The organism is Clostridium paraputrificum (genome assembly GCF_900447045.1).
GTDB classification, from domain to species: domain Bacteria; phylum Bacillota; class Clostridia; order Clostridiales; family Clostridiaceae; genus Clostridium; species Clostridium paraputrificum.
Window position 1 is genome coordinate 733,330 of the sequence record NZ_UAWH01000005.1, and the last position, 19,595, is coordinate 752,924.

21 protein-coding genes, 1 tRNA gene and 1 riboswitch are annotated in these 19,595 nt (G+C 30.4%); of the genes, 20 read left to right on the forward strand and 2 right to left on the reverse strand.

What is annotated here, in order from left to right:
* The first annotated feature begins 78 nt into the window (after positions 1–78).
* The 12 genes from DR024_RS03480 to DR024_RS03520 all read left to right on the forward strand — a co-directional run bounded on the left by DR024_RS03480 (position 79) and on the right by DR024_RS03520 (position 8,417).
* Positions 79–399, forward strand: coding sequence for a hypothetical protein (locus DR024_RS03480; protein WP_111918167.1), 321 nt, complete (start codon positions 79–81; stop codon positions 397–399).
* 4 nt (positions 400–403) lie between these two features.
* Positions 404–547 carry a hypothetical protein gene (locus DR024_RS17610; protein WP_172458913.1) on the forward strand — a complete coding sequence of 48 codons (144 nt, stop codon included), beginning with the start codon at positions 404–406 and terminating at the stop codon, positions 545–547.
* A gap of 12 nt (positions 548–559) precedes the next feature.
* Complete coding sequence (locus DR024_RS03485; protein ID WP_111918169.1) at positions 560–1,477, forward strand: hypothetical protein; 918 nt, start codon at positions 560–562, stop codon at positions 1,475–1,477.
* A 195-nt stretch (positions 1,478–1,672) separates the two neighbouring features.
* The gene (locus DR024_RS17615) at positions 1,673–1,813 is read left to right on the forward strand and encodes a hypothetical protein (RefSeq protein WP_172458914.1); all 141 of its coding nucleotides are present in this window, start codon (positions 1,673–1,675) and stop codon (positions 1,811–1,813) included.
* Positions 1,814–1,897: 84 nt separating this feature from the next.
* The gene (locus tag DR024_RS03490; RefSeq protein ID WP_111918170.1) at positions 1,898–2,506 is read left to right on the forward strand and encodes a hypothetical protein; all 609 of its coding nucleotides are present in this window, start codon (positions 1,898–1,900) and stop codon (positions 2,504–2,506) included.
* A 26-nt stretch (positions 2,507–2,532) separates the two neighbouring features.
* Entirely contained in the window at positions 2,533–2,685 is a 153-nt protein-coding gene (locus tag DR024_RS17620; RefSeq protein WP_172458915.1) for a hypothetical protein, read from the forward strand.
* Between the two features lie 37 nt (positions 2,686–2,722).
* Positions 2,723–5,125 (forward strand): phage tail tape measure protein, encoded by a 2,403-nt coding sequence (locus tag DR024_RS03495; RefSeq protein WP_111918172.1) that lies wholly within the window; start codon positions 2,723–2,725, stop codon positions 5,123–5,125.
* Positions 5,126–5,166: 41 nt separating this feature from the next.
* Positions 5,167–5,544: a hypothetical protein gene (locus DR024_RS03500; protein ID WP_111918174.1), complete on the forward strand. Its 378-nt coding sequence runs from the start codon at positions 5,167–5,169 to the stop codon at positions 5,542–5,544.
* 102 nt (positions 5,545–5,646) lie between these two features.
* Positions 5,647–6,138 carry a hypothetical protein gene (locus tag DR024_RS03505; protein WP_242983071.1) on the forward strand — a complete coding sequence of 164 codons (492 nt, stop codon included), beginning with the start codon at positions 5,647–5,649 and terminating at the stop codon, positions 6,136–6,138.
* A 21-nt stretch (positions 6,139–6,159) separates the two neighbouring features.
* Entirely contained in the window at positions 6,160–6,888 is a 729-nt protein-coding gene (locus DR024_RS03510) for a sigma-70 family RNA polymerase sigma factor (RefSeq protein ID WP_111918178.1), read from the forward strand.
* A gap of 45 nt (positions 6,889–6,933) precedes the next feature.
* Positions 6,934–7,260, forward strand: coding sequence for a hypothetical protein (locus DR024_RS03515; protein ID WP_111918180.1), 327 nt, complete (start codon positions 6,934–6,936; stop codon positions 7,258–7,260).
* Between the two features lie 98 nt (positions 7,261–7,358).
* Positions 7,359–8,417: a hypothetical protein gene (locus tag DR024_RS03520; RefSeq protein ID WP_111918182.1), complete on the forward strand. Its 1,059-nt coding sequence runs from the start codon at positions 7,359–7,361 to the stop codon at positions 8,415–8,417.
* 229 nt (positions 8,418–8,646) lie between these two features.
* Here the strand turns inward: DR024_RS03520 and DR024_RS03525 are convergent.
* Positions 8,647–8,729: transfer RNA gene (locus DR024_RS03525), tRNA-Leu, on the reverse strand.
* A 223-nt stretch (positions 8,730–8,952) separates the two neighbouring features.
* Between DR024_RS03525 and DR024_RS03530 the strand changes: the two genes are divergently transcribed.
* The gene (locus DR024_RS03530; protein WP_027098264.1) at positions 8,953–9,645 is read left to right on the forward strand and encodes an iron-sulfur cluster assembly scaffold protein; all 693 of its coding nucleotides are present in this window, start codon (positions 8,953–8,955) and stop codon (positions 9,643–9,645) included.
* Positions 9,646–9,668: 23 nt separating this feature from the next.
* The gene (locus DR024_RS03535) at positions 9,669–10,670 is read left to right on the forward strand and encodes a GGGtGRT protein (RefSeq protein WP_027098263.1); all 1,002 of its coding nucleotides are present in this window, start codon (positions 9,669–9,671) and stop codon (positions 10,668–10,670) included.
* A 58-nt stretch (positions 10,671–10,728) separates the two neighbouring features.
* On the opposite strand, the gene DR024_RS03540 is transcribed toward DR024_RS03535, so the two are convergent.
* Positions 10,729–11,508 carry a phosphotransferase gene (locus DR024_RS03540; protein WP_027098262.1) on the reverse strand — a complete coding sequence of 260 codons (780 nt, stop codon included), beginning with the start codon at positions 11,506–11,508 and terminating at the stop codon, positions 10,729–10,731.
* Between the two features lie 107 nt (positions 11,509–11,615).
* On the opposite strand from DR024_RS03540, the gene DR024_RS03545 reads away from it, so the two are divergent.
* From DR024_RS03545 to DR024_RS03570, 6 genes are all read left to right on the forward strand, one after another.
* On the forward strand, positions 11,616–11,882 hold the full coding sequence (locus tag DR024_RS03545; RefSeq protein ID WP_027098261.1) for an ATP cone domain-containing protein: 267 nt from the start codon (positions 11,616–11,618) through the stop codon (positions 11,880–11,882).
* A gap of 60 nt (positions 11,883–11,942) precedes the next feature.
* A riboswitch (M-box (ykoK) riboswitch) is annotated at positions 11,943–12,104 on the forward strand.
* 335 nt (positions 12,105–12,439) lie between these two features.
* A complete protein-coding gene (gene mgtA / locus DR024_RS03550) occupies positions 12,440–15,058 on the forward strand; it encodes a magnesium-translocating P-type ATPase (protein WP_111918184.1) in 2,619 nt (872 codons plus the stop codon).
* A 175-nt stretch (positions 15,059–15,233) separates the two neighbouring features.
* The gene (locus DR024_RS03555; protein WP_027098259.1) at positions 15,234–16,556 is read left to right on the forward strand and encodes an NCS2 family permease; all 1,323 of its coding nucleotides are present in this window, start codon (positions 15,234–15,236) and stop codon (positions 16,554–16,556) included.
* Positions 16,557–16,794: 238 nt separating this feature from the next.
* Positions 16,795–18,222, forward strand: a complete 1,428-nt coding sequence (locus DR024_RS03560) for an amino acid permease (protein ID WP_027098258.1) — start codon at positions 16,795–16,797, stop codon at positions 18,220–18,222.
* A gap of 105 nt (positions 18,223–18,327) precedes the next feature.
* Positions 18,328–18,600 (forward strand): hypothetical protein, encoded by a 273-nt coding sequence (locus DR024_RS03565; protein WP_027098257.1) that lies wholly within the window; start codon positions 18,328–18,330, stop codon positions 18,598–18,600.
* 73 nt (positions 18,601–18,673) lie between these two features.
* A complete protein-coding gene (locus DR024_RS03570; protein WP_027098256.1) occupies positions 18,674–19,549 on the forward strand; it encodes a LysR family transcriptional regulator in 876 nt (291 codons plus the stop codon).
* The last annotated feature ends 46 nt before the right edge of the window (positions 19,550–19,595 follow it).

Consider the following 19,595-nt stretch of genomic DNA (forward strand, 5'->3'; position numbering starts at 1 on the left):
GGATAACTATAGTCTCAATACAACTATAGTATATCCTAATAGCTCCTAAATAATCAATGTTAATAGGAGGAAAAGGTAATGAAATATGAAGAAAAGGTGAAATTAATAGAAAGTATTATAGAAAATGAATTTCAACATGTACAGGAATATGAAGAAGTAAATTTTATTGATAATGATGTAGAGCAAAAAGAGTTAACAGCAGCAAGGCAAAAAGCCTATGAAGAATTAAGAAAGATAGATACAGAAAATAAACATTGGGAGGAATTAGACAATATTGATTGTGCATATGTAGGTGAATGGATTAATCTGTGTAGATTTTATTTTAAACAAGGTGTTGCAGCTGGATTAACAAACTTAAAATTCCTAAATGATATAAATGCAGGACAAGTTTTGAGGTGATTGTATGGCAAAGATACAGATTAGTTATGAGAATGAAATGGAAAAAATGAAGATATTAGAAACGCTATCTAAGGGATTAGAAATAAGGAATATAACAAAGCCATATAAGACAGGAAGATATACAAGAATTTATGTGAACGTTAAGTAGGGGGAGTGCATTATGTCAGAAGTAGTTAAATTTAAAAGCAAAGACCAATTGATAGAAGAAGAAATTATGAAAGCTTCATTATCTATACCAGAAGGAATAAAAAGGGAAAGATTTATAAGATTGGAGTTAGGTACAGAGTTGCCTACAGATAGATTATTAATAAGCAATATATTAATAGAAAAGAAACTTAGATTAAGAGAAATATATAAAGATCTCGATTATTATGAAGGTGAATTAAATAGGACTAATAAAATATTGAAATCGGGTATGGTTACAAGTGAAAGTGGAATTAAATCTTATGAAAGTTATAAGAAGCAGCTAGAAGGACTATTAGTTGCATATGGTAAAGAGCTTGATACTCATGGATTACTATTAGTATATTTAGTAGAATTAATTGATAAATACTTTTCAAATGATGAGATAATTCAATTGTTAGGTGGAGAATATACACAAGCTAATAGAATTAAAGAGTTTTACGATAAAAGAGAGAGTGGCACTAAATGTTTATGTGAGAGTTATATAATTCACCATATAGAGTATAGATGGAGAAAAGGAAGGTGCAAGGATTTTATTGATTGTCCTAGATATGAAATGCCACTATTCTACTGTTTAAGTGATTATATATGGAAGTGTATAAAAGAGGATCCAAAAGCAAGAATGGAGATGGATAGGGTAACAGAAGAACTATTTTCAGAGTGCATGGTAAATGTGGTATGTGATGAAAATGGTAATGTTATTGAAACTGAAAAAGTAGTTCAAGAACTAACGGCAAAAGAGCTTATAAAGAATTATAGAGGTAAGTTTATCAATGACTTAAAGAAAATAAATGTATTTGATGATAGTAAAAAATATAAAATAAAGAGAGTTGTTGATGGAATATATGATGTATTAGATAATGAGAAAAATGTAGTAGGAAGAATATATAAATAGATAGTTAAAGTATTGAAAACACTAGCTTTATGAAGAGTTTTATGTTATAATAAACGTAAAGATAAACATAAAAATTAAATAGTTTAGTACCCCACTTGAAGAAGTGGAAAGCTTATATAAGGCTACGGGAAATATATCAGTTAATACTGAATGTTATCCTGTAGCCTTTTTGTTTTGTCTTGAAGGAGGGAAAGTATGGAACAACAAGCTAGAGAAGCAAGAAACGCTTATATGAGAGCGTGGAGAGCTAAGAATAAGGAAAAGGAAAAAGCAGCTCAAGAGAGGTACTGGAAAAAGAAAGCACAGGAAGGAAGTGAGAAAGTATGCAAGCAGTAATCATAACAGGAATGATATGTACCACATTAATAGCATTATCTTTAATTACAACTAGAAGAATTAGAAATAAGGAGTGAGTAGAAAATGAGTTTCGTTCAAGAATTTAATAAAAAATATGATGAAAGAGATAAATTTATAAAATCTAAAGAAAAACAATTATTAGATTGCAGCAATAAATTAAATAATGCAAAAAAGGCTGTAGAAACTGCAAATAAGGAATATTTTTTAAATATTACTGAAAATGCGCTAATGAATTTAAGAAATGCTAAGAGTGAACTTAAGCTAGCTGAATCTGAATTTGAAAGTGTTAATGAGGAATTGTTGCAGTTAAAAAAGAAATTTTTGTTTGTATATAATTCTAAAGATATATATGACGAAGTAGTAGAGATATACGTTAAGAGTGCCTTAGATAAAGACATGGATAAAATAAACAAGCTTGAAGACGAATTAAAAAAGTTAAAAGAGAAAATGTTTGAAAAGTGGATTATGGTAGAGGATGAAGTTACTAATATAACAGGAAAGATAAACAAGTTGTATCTATCAGATAGAGAAAGATTAGATTTATGTAGTAAAATTGATAATTTTATATGGGGTAAGTCTTGGGATTTAGAAGAAATAGGATTAAGTGCATGGCATACCAAGAGACATACTAATGAGATTATAGAAAATTCTATTGAAAAGAAAAAGTGTTAGTAACTTATTTTTAAGGAGAAAAGTGTATGGAATATGAAGAAATAATGAATCTAACAAAAAGAGAGTTAGATTTACAGAAGAGAGAAAGAGATATTTCTGAAAAAGAAAAACAAATATTAAAAAAAGAAGATGATTTAAAAAGAAATAATTTTAATTTTAACTTTAGAAAGGTTAGATAGTATAAATTAACTTAATTAATGAAAGGAGGAATAAAGTATGGATGGTTTAATATTAGAGAAATTACAAGTTATGATAGAAGCTTCAACAAAGCCCTTTAGAGACGAAATAAAAAAGGCTCAGGACTATGTTAAAGAAACTACGAAGGTTGTAAATGCAGAGGTAAATAAAATCAAAGGACTTTTTAAATCTTTAGGTAGGTTTGTAATAACTCTAGGAATAGGAAAAGCACTTATGAGTAGCATTAAGTCTGCTATGAGAGTAGAATCAGCTATCCAACAAATAACTCGTACAATGGGCGAGAGTACTAATCAATTTTTAAAGTGGTCAAAGGCGAATGCTTTGGCATTTAATATGTCTCAATCAGATGCCATGAACTATGGGGCTATCTTCTCTAACTTAGTAAGTACTTTTAGTAGTGGAACCAAGGAAACTTTACAATATACTATTGATTTATTAAAAGCTTCTTCTATTATAGCAAGTGGTACTGGTAGAACTATGGAAGATGTAATGGAACGTATTAGATCTGGTTTACTAGGTAATACAGAAGCTATTGAAGATTTAGGAGTTAATGTGAATGTTGCTATGCTACAGAGTACAGAAGCATTTAAAAGATTTGCTAATGGCAAGTCGTGGGACCAATTATCTTTCCAAACACAACAACAAATTAGATTAATGGCAATATTAGAGCAAACAAGCAATAAGTTTGGTGGGGAAGTATTTAACAATACTAATTCCAGTTTACAACAATTTGTAGCAGTTCTTAAAGACGTTGCTTTAAATATAGGAAATGCTTTCTTACCTATTATGAATGTAGTAATGCCTATTTTAACTAACTTTGCTATGGGACTAAGAACTGTAACAGGATATGTTGCAGCATTTATGCAAACTTTATTTGGATATAAGCCATCTAATAAAACTGGTGTGGGAGGAGCAACAGGACAAGTTAACAATCTAGGAAACGCTGCTACTAAAACTGGGGAAAAAGCTAAGAAAGCACAAAAAGAAGTAAATAGACTTCTAGGTGGATTTGATGAAATAAATGTGTTAAGTAAAAATAGTAATTCTGATAGTGGAGGTAGTGGAACGAATACACCGACAACAGGCGGAGGAGTATTAGACTTTAGCAATGCTGAAATACTTGAACCAGATACAAGCGGTTTAGAATCTGCAGTTGCTAAGTTTAAGACAATATTTGCTCCAGTTGTAGAGAGTTTTGAAAATTTAAAAGAATCACTTAAACCTTTTATTGATAATATTGTGGAAAACTTAAAGTGGTTCTGGGATGAAATATTAGTACCATTCGGAACATGGACTATAAGCGAAATAATACCAGAGTTTTTTAACATATTAGCTGGTGTGCTGGATATATTAAATCCAATAATAGATGTTTTTCAAGAATTAGGAGCATGGTTATGGGATAGTTTTCTTCAACCGATTGCTAGCTGGACAGGTGGTATCATAGTTACTGTTTTAGGAGAAATCGCTGATGTGTTAAGCAATATTGGTGATTGGATGAAAGAGCATAAGGGAGTAATAGAAGCAATTACAATTGTGGTCGGAAGTTTTGCTTTAGCTTGGGGATTAGTTAATGGTGCTATGAAAATTTGGAATATAGGAGTTGGTTTGTGGAACTCTATAGGTCTTATAGCTACAGGAGTTACGATAGGATTTACGAGTGCTATGAAATTTTTAACTGGCCCTATAGGGTTAGTTATTGCAGCAATAGGAGCAGTAATAGCAATAGTAGCTTTACTAATCAAAAACTGGGATAAGATTAAAGAAGTTGCAAGTAATGTATGGAATAGTATACAGGAAACTTGGAATAAAGTTGCGACTTGGTTTGATGTTAATGTAGTACAACCAGTATCTAATTTCTTTTCTGATATGTGGGAAGGAATCAAGAAGTCTGCAAGTGATGCTTGGGATTGGATACTAGGTTTATTCTCAAAAGGTGGGAAGGTATTCTCCGGAATAGTAGGAGCTATAGGAGATGTTTTTAAGAAGATAGTAAATTCTATTATAGGCGGAATAAATAAAGTTATAGCAATACCTTTTAATAAGATTAATGGATTGCTTAATAAAATTCGAGATGTAGAAGTGCTAGGATTTACACCTTTTGATGGCTTCTGGGGATATAACCCATTACCAGTGCCAAGAATACCTATGCTAGCTAAAGGTGGTATTGTAGATAGTGCTACTCTTGCAGTAATAGGAGAACGAGGTAAAGAAGCCGTAATGCCTTTAGAAAATAATACAGGGTGGATTAGTCTATTAGCAGATAAATTAGCTTCTAGAATGCCACAAGGAGGAAATACTTCATATCCAAATGGTCCTTTATCAATAAGATTAGAGATTAGTGGAACAGAACTTGGAAGAGTAGTTATAGACAATATGAATAAGTTATTTAGGCAAGAAGGGAAAATTTTATTAAATTTATAAGAGGTAGTTATATATGATAAAGATTAATGGAGTGATGCATTATGATGTTTAACTTTTTCAGCGATTTAAAGAAAGGTGAATACTCTTTTAAAGACTTTAAATCCTTCTGCGATAAGATAAAAGTTACATTTAAAATGAGACATCAAAAAAAGATTGTTATAAAAGCATATAACCTTTATGTTAAAGGATTAAATGAATATGACAAGATAGTAAGTTATGGAATAGATCTGATAGAAGATGCAGAACGTATTGTTGACAAAATAGATGATAAAGGAAAAGCTTACTTAACAAGATGTATGCATAATGAGTTTAGAGATTCATTTATACAGAGTGGTGATTTAAAAAGGACAAGGGAATCAGATTTAACTTTAAGTATAAATAAGAATGTAAAGAGAATTATGGACTGGGATTTTAAGTAGCATTTATGGGTACTTAGCTAGATGCTAGGTACCTTTAAAATAATTATAAAAATACCATAAACCTTTAGTATTTAGTAGTTCTCACGTATATAAGGAGGAGAGATGTTGTATATAGATCAAGTTAAAAAGATAGATATAAATGATTTATCCTCAAAATCAAAGGGGAATGAAGCAGTAGCTGTAGTAGTTAAAGGTAGAAGTAAGGATAAGAAAACTATAGTTTATTTAGATAGTCAAAAGAATAGGTTTGGAGAAAAAAAGTTTTTTATATGCCCATACTGTGGAGAATTAAGGCAGCATCTATATTATGTACAAGGTGATTGGAAGTGTAGGGAATGTGGAAACTTAAAGTATAGGAGCACATCTACTTATAGAAAAGGTATGGATTATTGTGATTTAAAGATAGATAAGATACTCGATAAGTTAAAAGTAGAACATAAAATAGGGTATTATACAGGTGATTTAATGCCTTATATAAAGCCTAAGAAAATGAGGTGGACAACTTACTCAACTCTAATAAGAGAGCTTAAATACTGGCAATGTGAGAGGGCAGATAGATGGCTTAAATATGTATCTTTGAGGTTGAGGAAATAATATAGGCAGGTGAAAAGGAGAATGAGCAATGAGGAGTTAGTAAAGTTATATCAAAGTGGAGATAATAAAGCCTTAGATAAGCTTATAGAGCAGAATAAAGGTATAGTGTATAAGATAGCTAATAAATATAAATATGTTAATCGTAGATATGATAAAGATAGTCAAGAAGTACCAGAAGACTTAGTACAAGCTGGATATTTAGGATTAATTGAAGCAGCTCAAAGATATAAATTTGATTGTGAGAATAGAGCTCAATTTATAACCTATGCAGTTTACTGGATAAGTAGAGAGATACATACTTGTGTAAATGGTAGAGGAGATAAAGAGACTTTTAATAATAAGTTTTATAGTGAATGTGGAAGTCTTAACGTTCTTGTAGGCGAGGAGAATGATATGGAGCTTGGAGAACTTATAGAGGACGTAGATTATGGCTTTGAGAATGTAGAGGAGATAGAGTTTATAAGGGAGCTAAGAACCCAGTTAGAAGAAGCTATGAAACAAGCTAATACATTAAGAGAACGAGAGATACTTAAGTTTAGATATGGCTGGGACACTTCTATACTAAATTTAAGGGAGATAGGAGATATATTCAACATTACTACGGAAAGAGCTAGACAAACAGAGGTAATGGCACTTAGAAAACTTAGGAATAGTAGATGGGCTAGAGCCAATGCTAAAGAGTTTAATAAGCTAGGATATATAGATGATTTCTATGTAGAAGTATTGAGGTCAAATGGAGTTGATATATAAGGTGTAGGGTAGTTACCTATGCCTTATTATTTTGGAGGGATAGTTATGGTTAAAGCTAAAAATATAAGAAAAATAAAAGAAGATCTAGAAAGATATAAGAAATTGCTGGAGAAGGAAACGGATTTTATTAAGAGTTTAAAGTATAAAAGATTAATAAGAGAATGTGAGTTTAATTTACATGATGTAGAGATACAATTATATAACTTTGATATATATATTCATAATGATGAAGGATTGCATAAAAAGATGTTTATTGATAGATACATTTATAATGTACCAGTTCGGTGGATAGCTGATAAATATAATATGTCTATATCATCAGTATATAGGTTTTTGGATAAAGCTAGAGAGGTGTTTGAAAAGGAAATATGATTTACAATTATTGATACTATATAATAAAGGAAAATGAAATATTTTGTAGAATAGTTTATTTATGATAGATTTCAAATAAGAATAAGGGAGTTGATTTCTTGTCTGATGGTATTAAAGATTTGGTATTGAATAAGGCTGTAGATGAATTACTTAATTTAATCATAGGAAAAGAAAAGAAAGATATAATTAATTACTTAACAAAAGATGACTTAAAAAAGATATTAAAAAAAGAAATGATTAAGTTTAGTGAATCAGATACTTTTAAAAATGAATTTGTTAATGTTAGATATGTACAAGATAGTGATATTATAAAAAAAATCGACATAAAGGACATAAACCCATCAAATAGTATCGAAATACTAAGAGAAAAAATACGTCCAGTAGTAGATGTGTGCTTTGTGAGTGATTATAGTGATGATAAAGATATAATTCTTTCATATATAGTTAAAAACTATAGAAATTCTGCATCTCTAAAAGTAAATTTAAAGGATTTGCTAATAAAGCAAGAAGAAATTTATAAAAATACAGAGAACAAGTTAAAAGAACACACAGATATGTTGGAGAAAATAATTGAACAAACAAATGAGGAAAAACGCAAAAAGGATATGATGAAAAACCAACTTTTCGATGAGTTATTAGGAGTGCTAAATGATATTTCTAATAGATATACCTACTATGTTATGAAAGATTCTTATACATATAAAAATGATGATCCTGATGAAGAAAGAAGAAAAGCGATGATAAAGTTTCAAATGAAGGAAGGCGTAAAAGATGTGTTAAGTAAGCTAGATATATATGTTAAAGAAGATTTTTTTAAGATACCAGTGAAATGCCAAATTTATAATGAAAAAATATCTATAATTAAGCCAGTTTCAACTGTTATAGATTATTCGATATATTGTACCAACATGTTTAAGAAACCTAGCATAGAGAAAATTGATAAGGTAATATCGAGTTATTCTAATTACCTAACTAATAATTTTAGTAAGGGACTGTTAGAGCTTAAAAAGAGTTTAAATAATTTTTTATTTTATACTAGAATAGACACACCAATTATTAACGATATAGGAAATGCAAATTTTGATGTAAAAGATTTAAGAAATGCAATAAAATCAGTAGGAGATAGTCTTATATATTTGTATAATGAATTAGAGTAGAATTCAAGTTATAGGAATGGTCTTTAAGGAGAAATGAATTGCATACCTAGAAAATTCTTTTATGTGACATTGATGAAAAGAGAATAAAAAATATCTGTAAAGATACTCATATGAATTGAGTATCTTTTATTTTTGTGTTTTTAAAGTGGGAAAAGAAGTGGTAAACAAATAAAAATGACCTTATCAAATGCTAGTTAAACCAAGTGATAAAGTCATTTCTTTAATTTAATGGTGCCGCCAGTGGGAATCGAACCCACATGGTTTCCCGCACGATTTTGAGTCGTGTGCGTCTGCCAGTTCCGCCATGGCGGCATGTTTTTTTGAGAACGTAATTATATTACCATAAGTAGAAGAATAATTCAATAGATAAAAAATTCAACCTTTATAGGCAAAATTTTTATATTTTTATGTTGTGGTAATGGTGGACATTTGCTAGAATATAACTAGGATAAAATTAACCCTAGCGGGACAATTTTTGACCTAGTATATAATATAACTTTTTTATAGTTATAATAATTAGGGAGGAGAAAACAATATGATGTATTCAAGAGAAGTTGAAGAAATGTGTGTAATTGCTAAAGGCCCAAATCATGGAGCAGCTCCAATACCTGAAGAAGGTAAATGGGTACAAGCTAAAGAAGTAAAGGATATTTCAGGTTTAACTCACGGAATTGGTTGGTGTGCACCTCAACAAGGAGCATGTAAATTAACTCTTAATGTTAAAGATGGAATTATTGAAGAAGCATTAGTTGAAACAATAGGATGTTCAGGAATGACTCACTCAGCTGCAATGGCTTCAGAAATCTTACCGGGTAAGACTATATTAGAAGCTTTAAACACAGACTTAGTTTGTGATGCTATTAACACAGCTATGAGAGAATTATTCTTACAAATAGTTTATGGAAGAACTCAAACTGCTTTCTCAGAAGGTGGACTACCTATCGGAGCAGGTCTTGAAGATTTAGGAAAGGGTCTTAGATCACAAGTTGGTACTATGTACGGAACTTTAGCTAAGGGACCTAGATACCTAGAAATGGCAGAAGGATATGTAACTAAGGTTGCTGTTGATGAAGATAACGAAATTACTGGATACAAGTTTGTTCACCTTGGAAAGATGATGGAAATGATCGGAAAAGGTATGGATGCAAACGAAGCTTTAACTAAGGCATCTGGTCAATACGGAAGAGTAGACGACGCTGCTAGATTAATAGATCCAAGACACGAATAATTAATTGATAGGGAGGAATAATCATGCCATTATTTGAAAGTTATGAAAGAAGAATAGGACAAATAACACCTGTACTAGAAAAGTACGGTATGAAAACATTAGAAGATGCTAAAGCAGTATGTGAATCAATCGGTGTTGATCCATATGCAATAGTAAAAGAAACTCAACCAATCGCATTCGAAAATGCTGGATGGGCTTACGTTTTAGGTGCTGCTATAGCTATAAAGAAAGGTTGCAAGAAAGCTGCTGATGCTGCTGAAGCAATCGGAGAAGGATTACAAGCTTTCTGTATACCAGGATCTGTTGCAGATGACAGAAAGGTTGGATTAGGACACGGTAACTTAGGAGCTATGCTTTTAAGAGATGAAACTGAATGTTTCGCATTCTTAGCTGGTCACGAATCATTCGCTGCAGCTGAAGGTGCTATTAAAATAGCTGAAAAAGCTAACAAAGTAAGAAAGCAACCATTAAGAGTTATCTTAAACGGTCTTGGAAAAGATGCTGCTATGATAATATCAAGAATTAATGGTTTCACATATGTTGAAACTTCATTTGACTTCTACACTGGAGAAGTTAAGGTAGTAAGAGAAAAAGCATACTCTAACGGACCAAGAGCTAAGGTTAGATGCTACGGTGCTAACGACGTTAGAGAAGGTGTTGCTATAATGCACATGGAAGGTGTTGACGTATCAATAACTGGTAACTCAACTAACCCAACAAGATTCCAACACCCAGTTGCTGGAACATACAAGAAAGAATGTATAGCACAAGGTAAGAAATACTTCTCAGTTGCATCAGGTGGTGGTACTGGAAGAACTCTTCACCCAGATAACATGGCAGCAGGTCCAGCTTCTTATGGTATGACTGATACTATGGGAAGAATGCACTCAGATGCACAATTCGCTGGATCATCTTCAGTTCCTGCTCACGTTGAAATGATGGGATTAATCGGTGCTGGTAACAACCCAATGGTTGGTATGACTGTTGCAGTTGCTGTTGCTGTTGAAGAAGGAATGAACAAGTAGTCTTTACTTAGTTGGAATATATAAAGCACACTATTAGAATAAGCTAATAGTGTGCTTTTTAATAAGTATTTTTAGAAATGTAATTATATAAGTCTTCCATTATCAAATCTCCACCAAGCCTATAGTTATAATCAGAATTTGAAACTATAGATTTATTATAGCTCCAGGTGGCATTCCATAACTTAGCTATAAAAATATACTTATTTAATTTATCTACATGGTAAGAAGTACAATCTCCAAAGTAAAAGAATAATAGTTTCTTTCTTATGTCCTTGGATAAAAACCATGATAGTGTAGCTAGGTCATAGTAAATATCATTCATTCCTATAAAATCAAAATCAACTAAGTAGACTTTGTTATTTTTATATAAGATGTTAGAAGGATTTAAGTCGTTATGGCATAATCCTAAGTTTATATCTTTAGAAAGCTCTTCTTCTAAGAGATTTAATTTATGAATTATAAATTTCGTGTATGGAGGAAGAGAAAAATTTATTTTTTCTAAATGAGAGAAATTGTTTTTGATTTTTTCAAAAGGATTATTATAAGTATTGATAGAAATAGAGTGTAACTTTTTTAATTCTGATGATATAGATTTTAAAAAAGTTTCTGTATTTTGCAGTTTTTCATCTAAATTTGCATTGGATATATATTTGTTAAATAAAATTTTCTTTGAAGTGAAAATTCCTTTGGGTATAATATCCTTATCTTCTAATAGTTTAATAAGCTTCGTATTATTCCTTTTTGTAACTTTTAAAAAGTATTTTTTATGGAAAATGGTTATATTATATGTAGAGTTATTTAGGCTATTTATTGGAGTTATTTTTAATATATTTTTCATTTTAGTCTTCCTTTCAATATTAATTTATTATATCAAAAAGATTAAAATAACAAAGTTGTATATATTATAAATTAAAGTATAATAAAATAAAAAGGATGTGTGAATTTATGAAGATTATAAAAAAAGATGGTAGATTGCAAGAGTTTGATAAGAAAAAGATTTTTACTAGTTTAGATAATGCATCTAAAGATGTAGAGGGGATTGCATTAAATGAGTCAGATATTAAAATACTAGTTGAAGATATTTGCAAGAAGTTAGAAAGCATTAGAAAAAATGATAATCCAAGCTCTAGCTATGAAATTATAGGTGTGATTATTGATGTATTAAAAAAAGATGGATTTGCACCAATAGCTAAATCTTTTGTTGAATATTAATATTTTGTAAATTGTGTTGACAAATTATTGAATACATCATAGTATGATAGTATAAAAGTTAATAGGCCTCGGTAGGTGAGGTTACTACAAGGATACGGGTCGCTGCCGTAAAAGAATGGAAACATTTTTAACTGGTTAGCAGGTTTTGCCGAACAAAGAAGGTTTAACTTAATGCGATTTCATTGCCTTGCAGAGCCAAAACTCAAACGAGAAAGTATTATTATAGTTAATTATGCCTTCGTCAGTTTGAGTTGACGGAGGCTTTTATTATTTTTTGAAAAATCAGGAGGTGAAAAAGAATGGAATCTGGAAATGGCAGTACGGAAAATGGAAGTATTAAAATTGAAGATAGTGATGTGTATCTGGATAAAGATCCTTTCTTTTTTACCCTTTTAACACCTTTCTGTTTTCAATTCTAAAACGAACATTATCCAAGTTACTAAATTTTCAAATTCAAAAAACAAAGTCTGTGGTTAAAAAATAGAATTTTTAACCCTTAGTTTCTTATTGCCTTTTTTAGGCGATAAGTAGATTGATTTAGTAAGGAGGAAAGAAAAATGTTAAAGGAAAGAATATTAACAGATAGACTAATTACATTAGGCAGAATGTCTAAGGCTGAATTATTTAATGAATTAAATACCAATATAAATGGATTATCAAATAAGATGGTAGAAGAAAGAAGAGATAAGTTTGGTAAGAATGAAGTAATACATGAAAAGGAAGCATCATGGATTATAGAGTTGTTAAAATCATTTATAAATCCTTTTAATATAGTTTTAGTTATATTAGCAATTGTATCTACTTTTACAGATGTAATTATTCCAAAGGCTGAAGATAGGAGTTTTACTGCAATAATAGTTATTTTAACTATGGTAACAGTAAGTGCTTTGTTACAATTTTTTCAAGAGAGAAAATCAAAGGATGCTACAAACAAGCTTAAGGCTATGGTTAAGACAACAACTTTAGTGAAAAGAGATGGTGAAGAGGCAAAAGAAATTGATATGGCAGAAGTAGTGCCTGGAGATATCCTATATTTATCTGCAGGTGATATGATACCAGCAGATATTAGAGTTATATCTTGTAAAGATTTATTTGTTGGGCAATCTTCATTAACTGGTGAGTCTGAACCTGTAGAAAAATTGGATCATTTAAAAGAAAGAGATAGAGGGATAGCAATATGTGATTTAGATAATATCCTTCTACTTGGCACCAGTATAATAAGTGGAAGTGCTATTGGTGTTGTAGTATCAACAGGGAATGATACCTATCTTGGTAGCATAGCAGTGGAAATATCTAATAAGGAAGAAGAAACAAGTTTCCAAAAAGGTGTTTCAAAGGTAAGTATGCTATTAATTAAATTTATGATGATTATGGTTCCTATAGTGTTTGTGATTAATGGAATTACTAAGGGGGATTGGTTACAAGCGTTTTTGTTTGCAATATCAATTGCTGTAGGACTAACTCCAGAAATGCTTCCTATGATTGTGACTACAAATTTAGCTAAGGGTGCTATGTCTATGGCAAAAAAGAAGACTGTAGTTAAAAAGATAGATGCAATTCAAAATTTTGGTGCTATGGATATTTTGTGTACAGATAAAACTGGAACACTAACATTAGATAAAATAGTTGTGGAAAAGCACTTAAATATAAAAGGAGAAGAAGATTTAAGAGTGCTAAGACATGCCTATTTAAATAGTTATTTTCAAACAGGCTTAAAGAACTTAATGGATGTTGCAATATTAGAACATGGAAGAGAAGCAGGATGTGATAAAGAAGAAGAGAGGTTTAAAAAAGTAGATGAGATACCATTTGATTTTACTAGAAGAAGAATGTCTGTTGTTTTAGAAGATAAGGTTGGAAAGAAACAGCTTGTAACTAAAGGTGCAATTGAAGAGATGCTAAATATTTCTTCTTACGTAGAAATGAATAGTGAAGTTGTTAAATTAACTGATGAATTAAAGAAAAAAGTATTAGATACAGTTAATGATTTAAATGGGGAAGGCATGAGGGTAATTGGAGTAGCTCAAAAAAATAATATTGAGGATATAATGGAATTTGGTGTTAAAGATGAGAAAGATATGGTTTTAATTGGATATATAGCATTCTTGGATCCACCAAAGGAATCTGCAGCTGAAGCTATTAGGGAATTAATTAAATACGGTGTAGATGTAAAAATATTAACTGGAGATAATGATTCTGTAACAAAGAAGGTTTGTAAGGAAGTTGGATTAGATGTTAATTATATACTTCTTGGAAATAATGTGGATATTATGAGTGATGAAGAGTTGTCAATAGCAGTTGATGAAACTAATGTGTTTGCGAAATTATCACCATTACAAAAGTCAAGAATTATAAAGGTATTAAAAGAAAAAGGTCATGTTGTAGGTTTTATGGGGGATGGAATAAATGATGCGGCTGCCCTTAAAGAAGCTGACGTAGGTATTTCTGTAGACACTGGTGTAGATATAGCTAAAGAATCTGCAGATATAATATTACTTGAAAAGAGTTTAATGGTTTTGGTTGATGGAGTTAAAGAAGGTAGAAGAGTCTTTGGAAATATAATTAAATATATTAAGATGACAGCAAGTTCAAATTTTGGAAATGTATTTTCTGTACTTGTGGCTAGTGCATTTTTACCTTTCATGCCAATGCTATCTATTCAATTATTAGTACAAAACTTATTATATGATTTCTCACAACTATCAATTCCTTGGGATAGAATGGATAAAGAGTATATAGAAAGACCCAAAAAGTGGGATGCAAAGGACATAGGAAGATTCATGATGTTTATAGGACCTTTAAGCTCAGTGTTTGATATTATAACTTTTTTGGTAATGTGGTTTGTGTTAGGAGCTAATACAATTGAGAATCAAGGGTTATTTCAAACAGGTTGGTTTGTAGTGGGGTTATTATCTCAAATACTAATTGTATATATGATTAGAACAGAAAAGGTTCCATTTATTCAAAGTAGACCAACTATACCAGTTATATTATTAACAACAGCAATAATGTTAATAGGGATTATGATTCCTTTTACTGCTATTGGAGAAGGCTTAGGTTTTGTTGCATTACCAAAAGTGTATTTCTTAATGGTTATTTTAATATTAGTTGGATATTGTGGTTTGGTGCAAAGTGTTAAAAAGATTTATATAAAGAAGTTTAATAACTGGTTATAGAATAAAAATCCGAATGTTGTCTCCTTTTGATTAAGGATAACATCCGGATTTTGTTTATAAAATCGATATGAAATTTAAATTTTATAAAAAATATTCGTAAATGCTATTGAAAAATGTCGAAAGTTATCTTATTATAAATCGGGGGCAAATTTCAGAAGTATGAAAGAGTGGTAAAATGAAAAACTTATTTAAAAAGGATGGTCTTTTAGACAATTTCTTTGAAATATCAAAAAATAATACAAGTGTTAGAACTGAAATGGTTGCAGGTATTACTACGTTTATGACTATGGCGTATATATTAATAGTTAATCCTTCAATACTTTCAGCAGCAGGAATGGATCAAGGAGCAGTATTTACAGCAACAGCTTTATCAGCTTTAGTTGCTACATTAATTATGGGATTATATGCAAAATTACCATTTGCTCAAGCACCAGGAATGGGACTTAATGCCTTTTTTGCTTTTACAGTAGTTTTAGGGATGGGATATTCATATCAATTCGCATTAACAGCAGTTTTCCTAGAAGGTATTATATTTATTCTTTTAACTTTATTTAATGTACGTGAAGCAATTGTTGATTCTATACCATCTAATATTAAGAAGGCAATATCAGTTGGGATTGGGTTGTTTATTGCTTTAATTGGACTTGAAGGAGCTGGAATTATAGTTCATCCACAAGATGGTGGAACAATAGTTGCTCTTGGAGATATAACTAGTGGAACAGCTTTACTTGCAATAATAGGTATTCTTATTACTGGAATATTATTGGTAAGAAAAGTTAAAGGAGCTTTATTTATCGGAATGTTAATTACTGCTGTAGTTGGGATTCCAATGGGTGTTACACCAGTGCCAACAACTATAGTTAGTGCGCCACCATCAATAAGCTCAGTGTTCTTACAATTTGAATGGTCAAATATTTTTTCGATAGATATGTTGATAGTACTATTTACATTATTATTTATGGATATGTTTGATACTATAGGAACTTTAGTTGGAGTTGCTACTAAGGCTAAGATGTTAGATGAAAACGGAAAGGTTCCTAATATTAAAAAGGCTTTATTTGCAGATGCAGTAGGTACAACTTTTGGAGCTTGCGTAGGAACTAGTACAGTAAGTACATTTGTTGAAAGTGCATCAGGAGTTGCAGAAGGTGGTAGAACAGGACTTACAGCAGTTTCTACTGGTATAATGTTTGCTTTAGCATTATTTTTCTCGCCAGTATTTGCGTCAATAACTTCAGCTGTAACATGTTCAGCTTTAGTATTAGTAGGTTTATTTATGATAGAGCCTATTAAAGAGATAGAATTAAATGAGTATACAGAAGCTATACCTGCATTCTTAACAATAATAATGATGCCATTATCATATAGTATTTCAGATGGTATAGTATTTGGAGTTGTTTCTTACATAGTATTAAAGATATTTGCTGGTAAAGCCAAAGACATTAGCTTTACAACTATAATAGTAGGTGCAATATTTTTACTTAAGTTCTTAATTTAAATATAAGTAATGAAAAAGAGGTTTTGAATTTCGAAATCTCTTTTTATATAGATATTTAAGAAATAATTTCTAGTTTAAAAGATAATATCCTAGTTTGAAAATATTCATCTTACATACACTATGTTATAAGGAATTTCACAATTTGTTTACTTTGAAAAAATAGATTAAAGATGGTAAACTAATGAAGGATTTAAATTAATTAGTATAAAGTACAAAAGATAATAAGGAGAGTAAAAACATGTTAGAAGATGAAAAAAAATTAAGGTGGTATAACCTTGCACTTATGGCCTTTGTATCTGTATGGGGGTTTGGTAATGTTGTTAATAACTTTGCAAACCAAGGGTTAAAAGTTATAGTTTCATGGGTGCTAATTATAGGATTATACTTTGTACCTTATGCATTAATGGTAGGGGAATTAGGATCTGTTTTTAAAGATGGTAAAGCAGGAGTTAGTACTTGGATAGGAAATACAATGGGAAAAAAGCTTGCTTATTTTGCAGGATGGACTTATTGGGTTGTACATATTCCATACTTGGCTCAAAAACCTCAAGCAGTACTTATAGCCTTAGGATGGGCAGTTAAAGGTGATGGAACTCTTGTAAGTGATATGCCTACATTAACAGCTCAATTAATTACATTAGTAATATTTTTAATATTCTTATGGGTAGCTTCAAGAGGGATAACTTCTCTTAAAACTATAGGTAATATAGCAGGAACATCAATATTTATAATGTCAATGCTTTATATACTATTAGTTATTGCAGCACCATTTATAAGAGGAACTGATATTGCAACAGCTAACATTACAGTTGAAACTATAATACCTAGATTTGATTTTACTTACTTTACAACATTATCAATGTTAGTGTTTGCGGTTGGAGGAGCAGAAAAAATATCTCCATATGTAAATAATACAAAAAATCCATCAAAGGAATTTCCTAAAGGAATGTTAACTCTAGCTATCATGGTAGCAATATCAGCTATTTTAGGATCAGTAGCTATGGGAATTATGTTTGATGCAAATAATATTCCTAAGGACTTAATGATGAACGGTCAATATTATGCATTTAAGATGCTAGGTGAGTATTATGGAGTGGGTAATATATTATTAATTATATATGCGCTTGCTAATATGACAGCACAAATTTCTGCTTTAGTATTCTCTATAGATGCACCATTAAAAGTACTTTTAGCAGATACTGATGATAATTTTGTACCAAGAACTTTAACTAAGACAAATAAGTATGGAGCACCTATTAATGGATACTTAATGACTGCTATCTTAGTTGGAATACTTATAGTTGTACCAGCATTAGGAATTGGTGATATGAGTGAGTTATATAACTGGTTATTAAAGTTAAATTCTGTAGTTATGCCAATGAGATATCTATGGGTATTCTTAGCATTTATAGCACTTAAGAAGGCTTCGGATAGATATAATTCAGAATATAAGTTTGTTAAGAATGATAAGGTAGCCCTAGGATTTGGGGTATGGTGCTTTATATTTACAGCCTTTGCTTGTATCATGGGAATGTTCCCTTCAGGAATTCAAGCTTATTCAGGTGAATGGTGGTTCCAAGTTATATTAAATGTAGTGACACCATTTGTATTAATAGGATTAGGATTAATACTACCTTTAATAGCTAAAAGGAAAAAGAATACATAATTTTTAATAAAATCTTAAAATAAGGCTTTGAGTCTTTATTCATCTAAGAGTTAATTGTATAATAGGATTAGCAAAAGAAAATAATAATTATTATGAGGTAAAATTATGAACAAAGGTACATTGAGAACAATAATGTATATAGCATTGGGTGTTTTAATATTTTCAGTTGTTATTAATTTATTCTTTTCAATACTTCCATATCTTTTAGTAGGTGGAGCGGCAATTTATGTAGTTACTAAGGTTGTAGGATATTTTAATTCTAAAAAGAGTAAGAGAAGTAGTAATGAATCAACAAATAATAATTATGAAGTATATGTTGATGATTCTGTAGATACAAGTAATGCTATAGATGTAGATTTTGAAGATGTAGACAAATAAATAGATAAACATAGGGATGGTTTGAACAGCCATCCTTTTTTGAGTTTAATTAGTATTAAAAGGGGAAATTTATATGAATATAAGAAAATTAAAAATTTTTTATGCAACAGCAACTAGTTTAAATATGACCAAGGTAGCAAAGGAACTATACATAAGTCAACCATCTGTAAGTCAAGCTATTCATGAGTTTGAAGAGGAGATAGGTGCAAGATTATTTGATAGAATAGGTAAAAGAATTTACTTAACAAATGAAGGAGAAGTTTGTCTTAATTATGTGCGAAGAATTCTTAACTTATATGAGGAAGCAACTGAAAAAGTCAATGAAATAACTAATCAAGAAAAGGGAAAAATAAAAATAGGAGCTAGTACAACAATAGGTACATATATTCTTCCTGATATATTAAAGGAGTTTGTTGAGGTGCATAAAGGAATTGAAATTTCTTTAATAATAGAAAATACTACAAATATAGAAAAGCTAATTCTAGAGAATAAGGTGGATTTTGCTTTTGTAGAAGGTAGGATAATATCTGAAGAAATAAATAAGATTCCAGTATGGAAGGATGAAATTGTATTTATAACTAGTGCTAAACATCCTTTAGGAGATAAAGGCATTATAACTCCTAAAGAACTTAAAAAGGAAAAGTTAATAATGAGAGAGTTTGGTAGCGGCACTAGAGAAATTGTTGAGAGTTTCTTTTTAGAAAAAAATATAGATTATAGAATTTTTATGGAACTTGGAAATACAGAAGCTATAAAGAAAAGCGTAGAAGCTAATTTAGGAGTAGGTTGTATCTCTAAAAGATGTTTAGAAGATAAAGTTGAAAAAGGTGAATTAAAGACTTTAAGAATGGATTGTGGCAATATAAACAGAGAACTTATTCTTATAATACATAAGGATAAGTTTATGAACAACAATATGAAAGAGTTTATAAAATTTATTAATAAGTAAAAACCTATGGTACATATCAAATTTAAGTATTTTACCTTTTGAATAT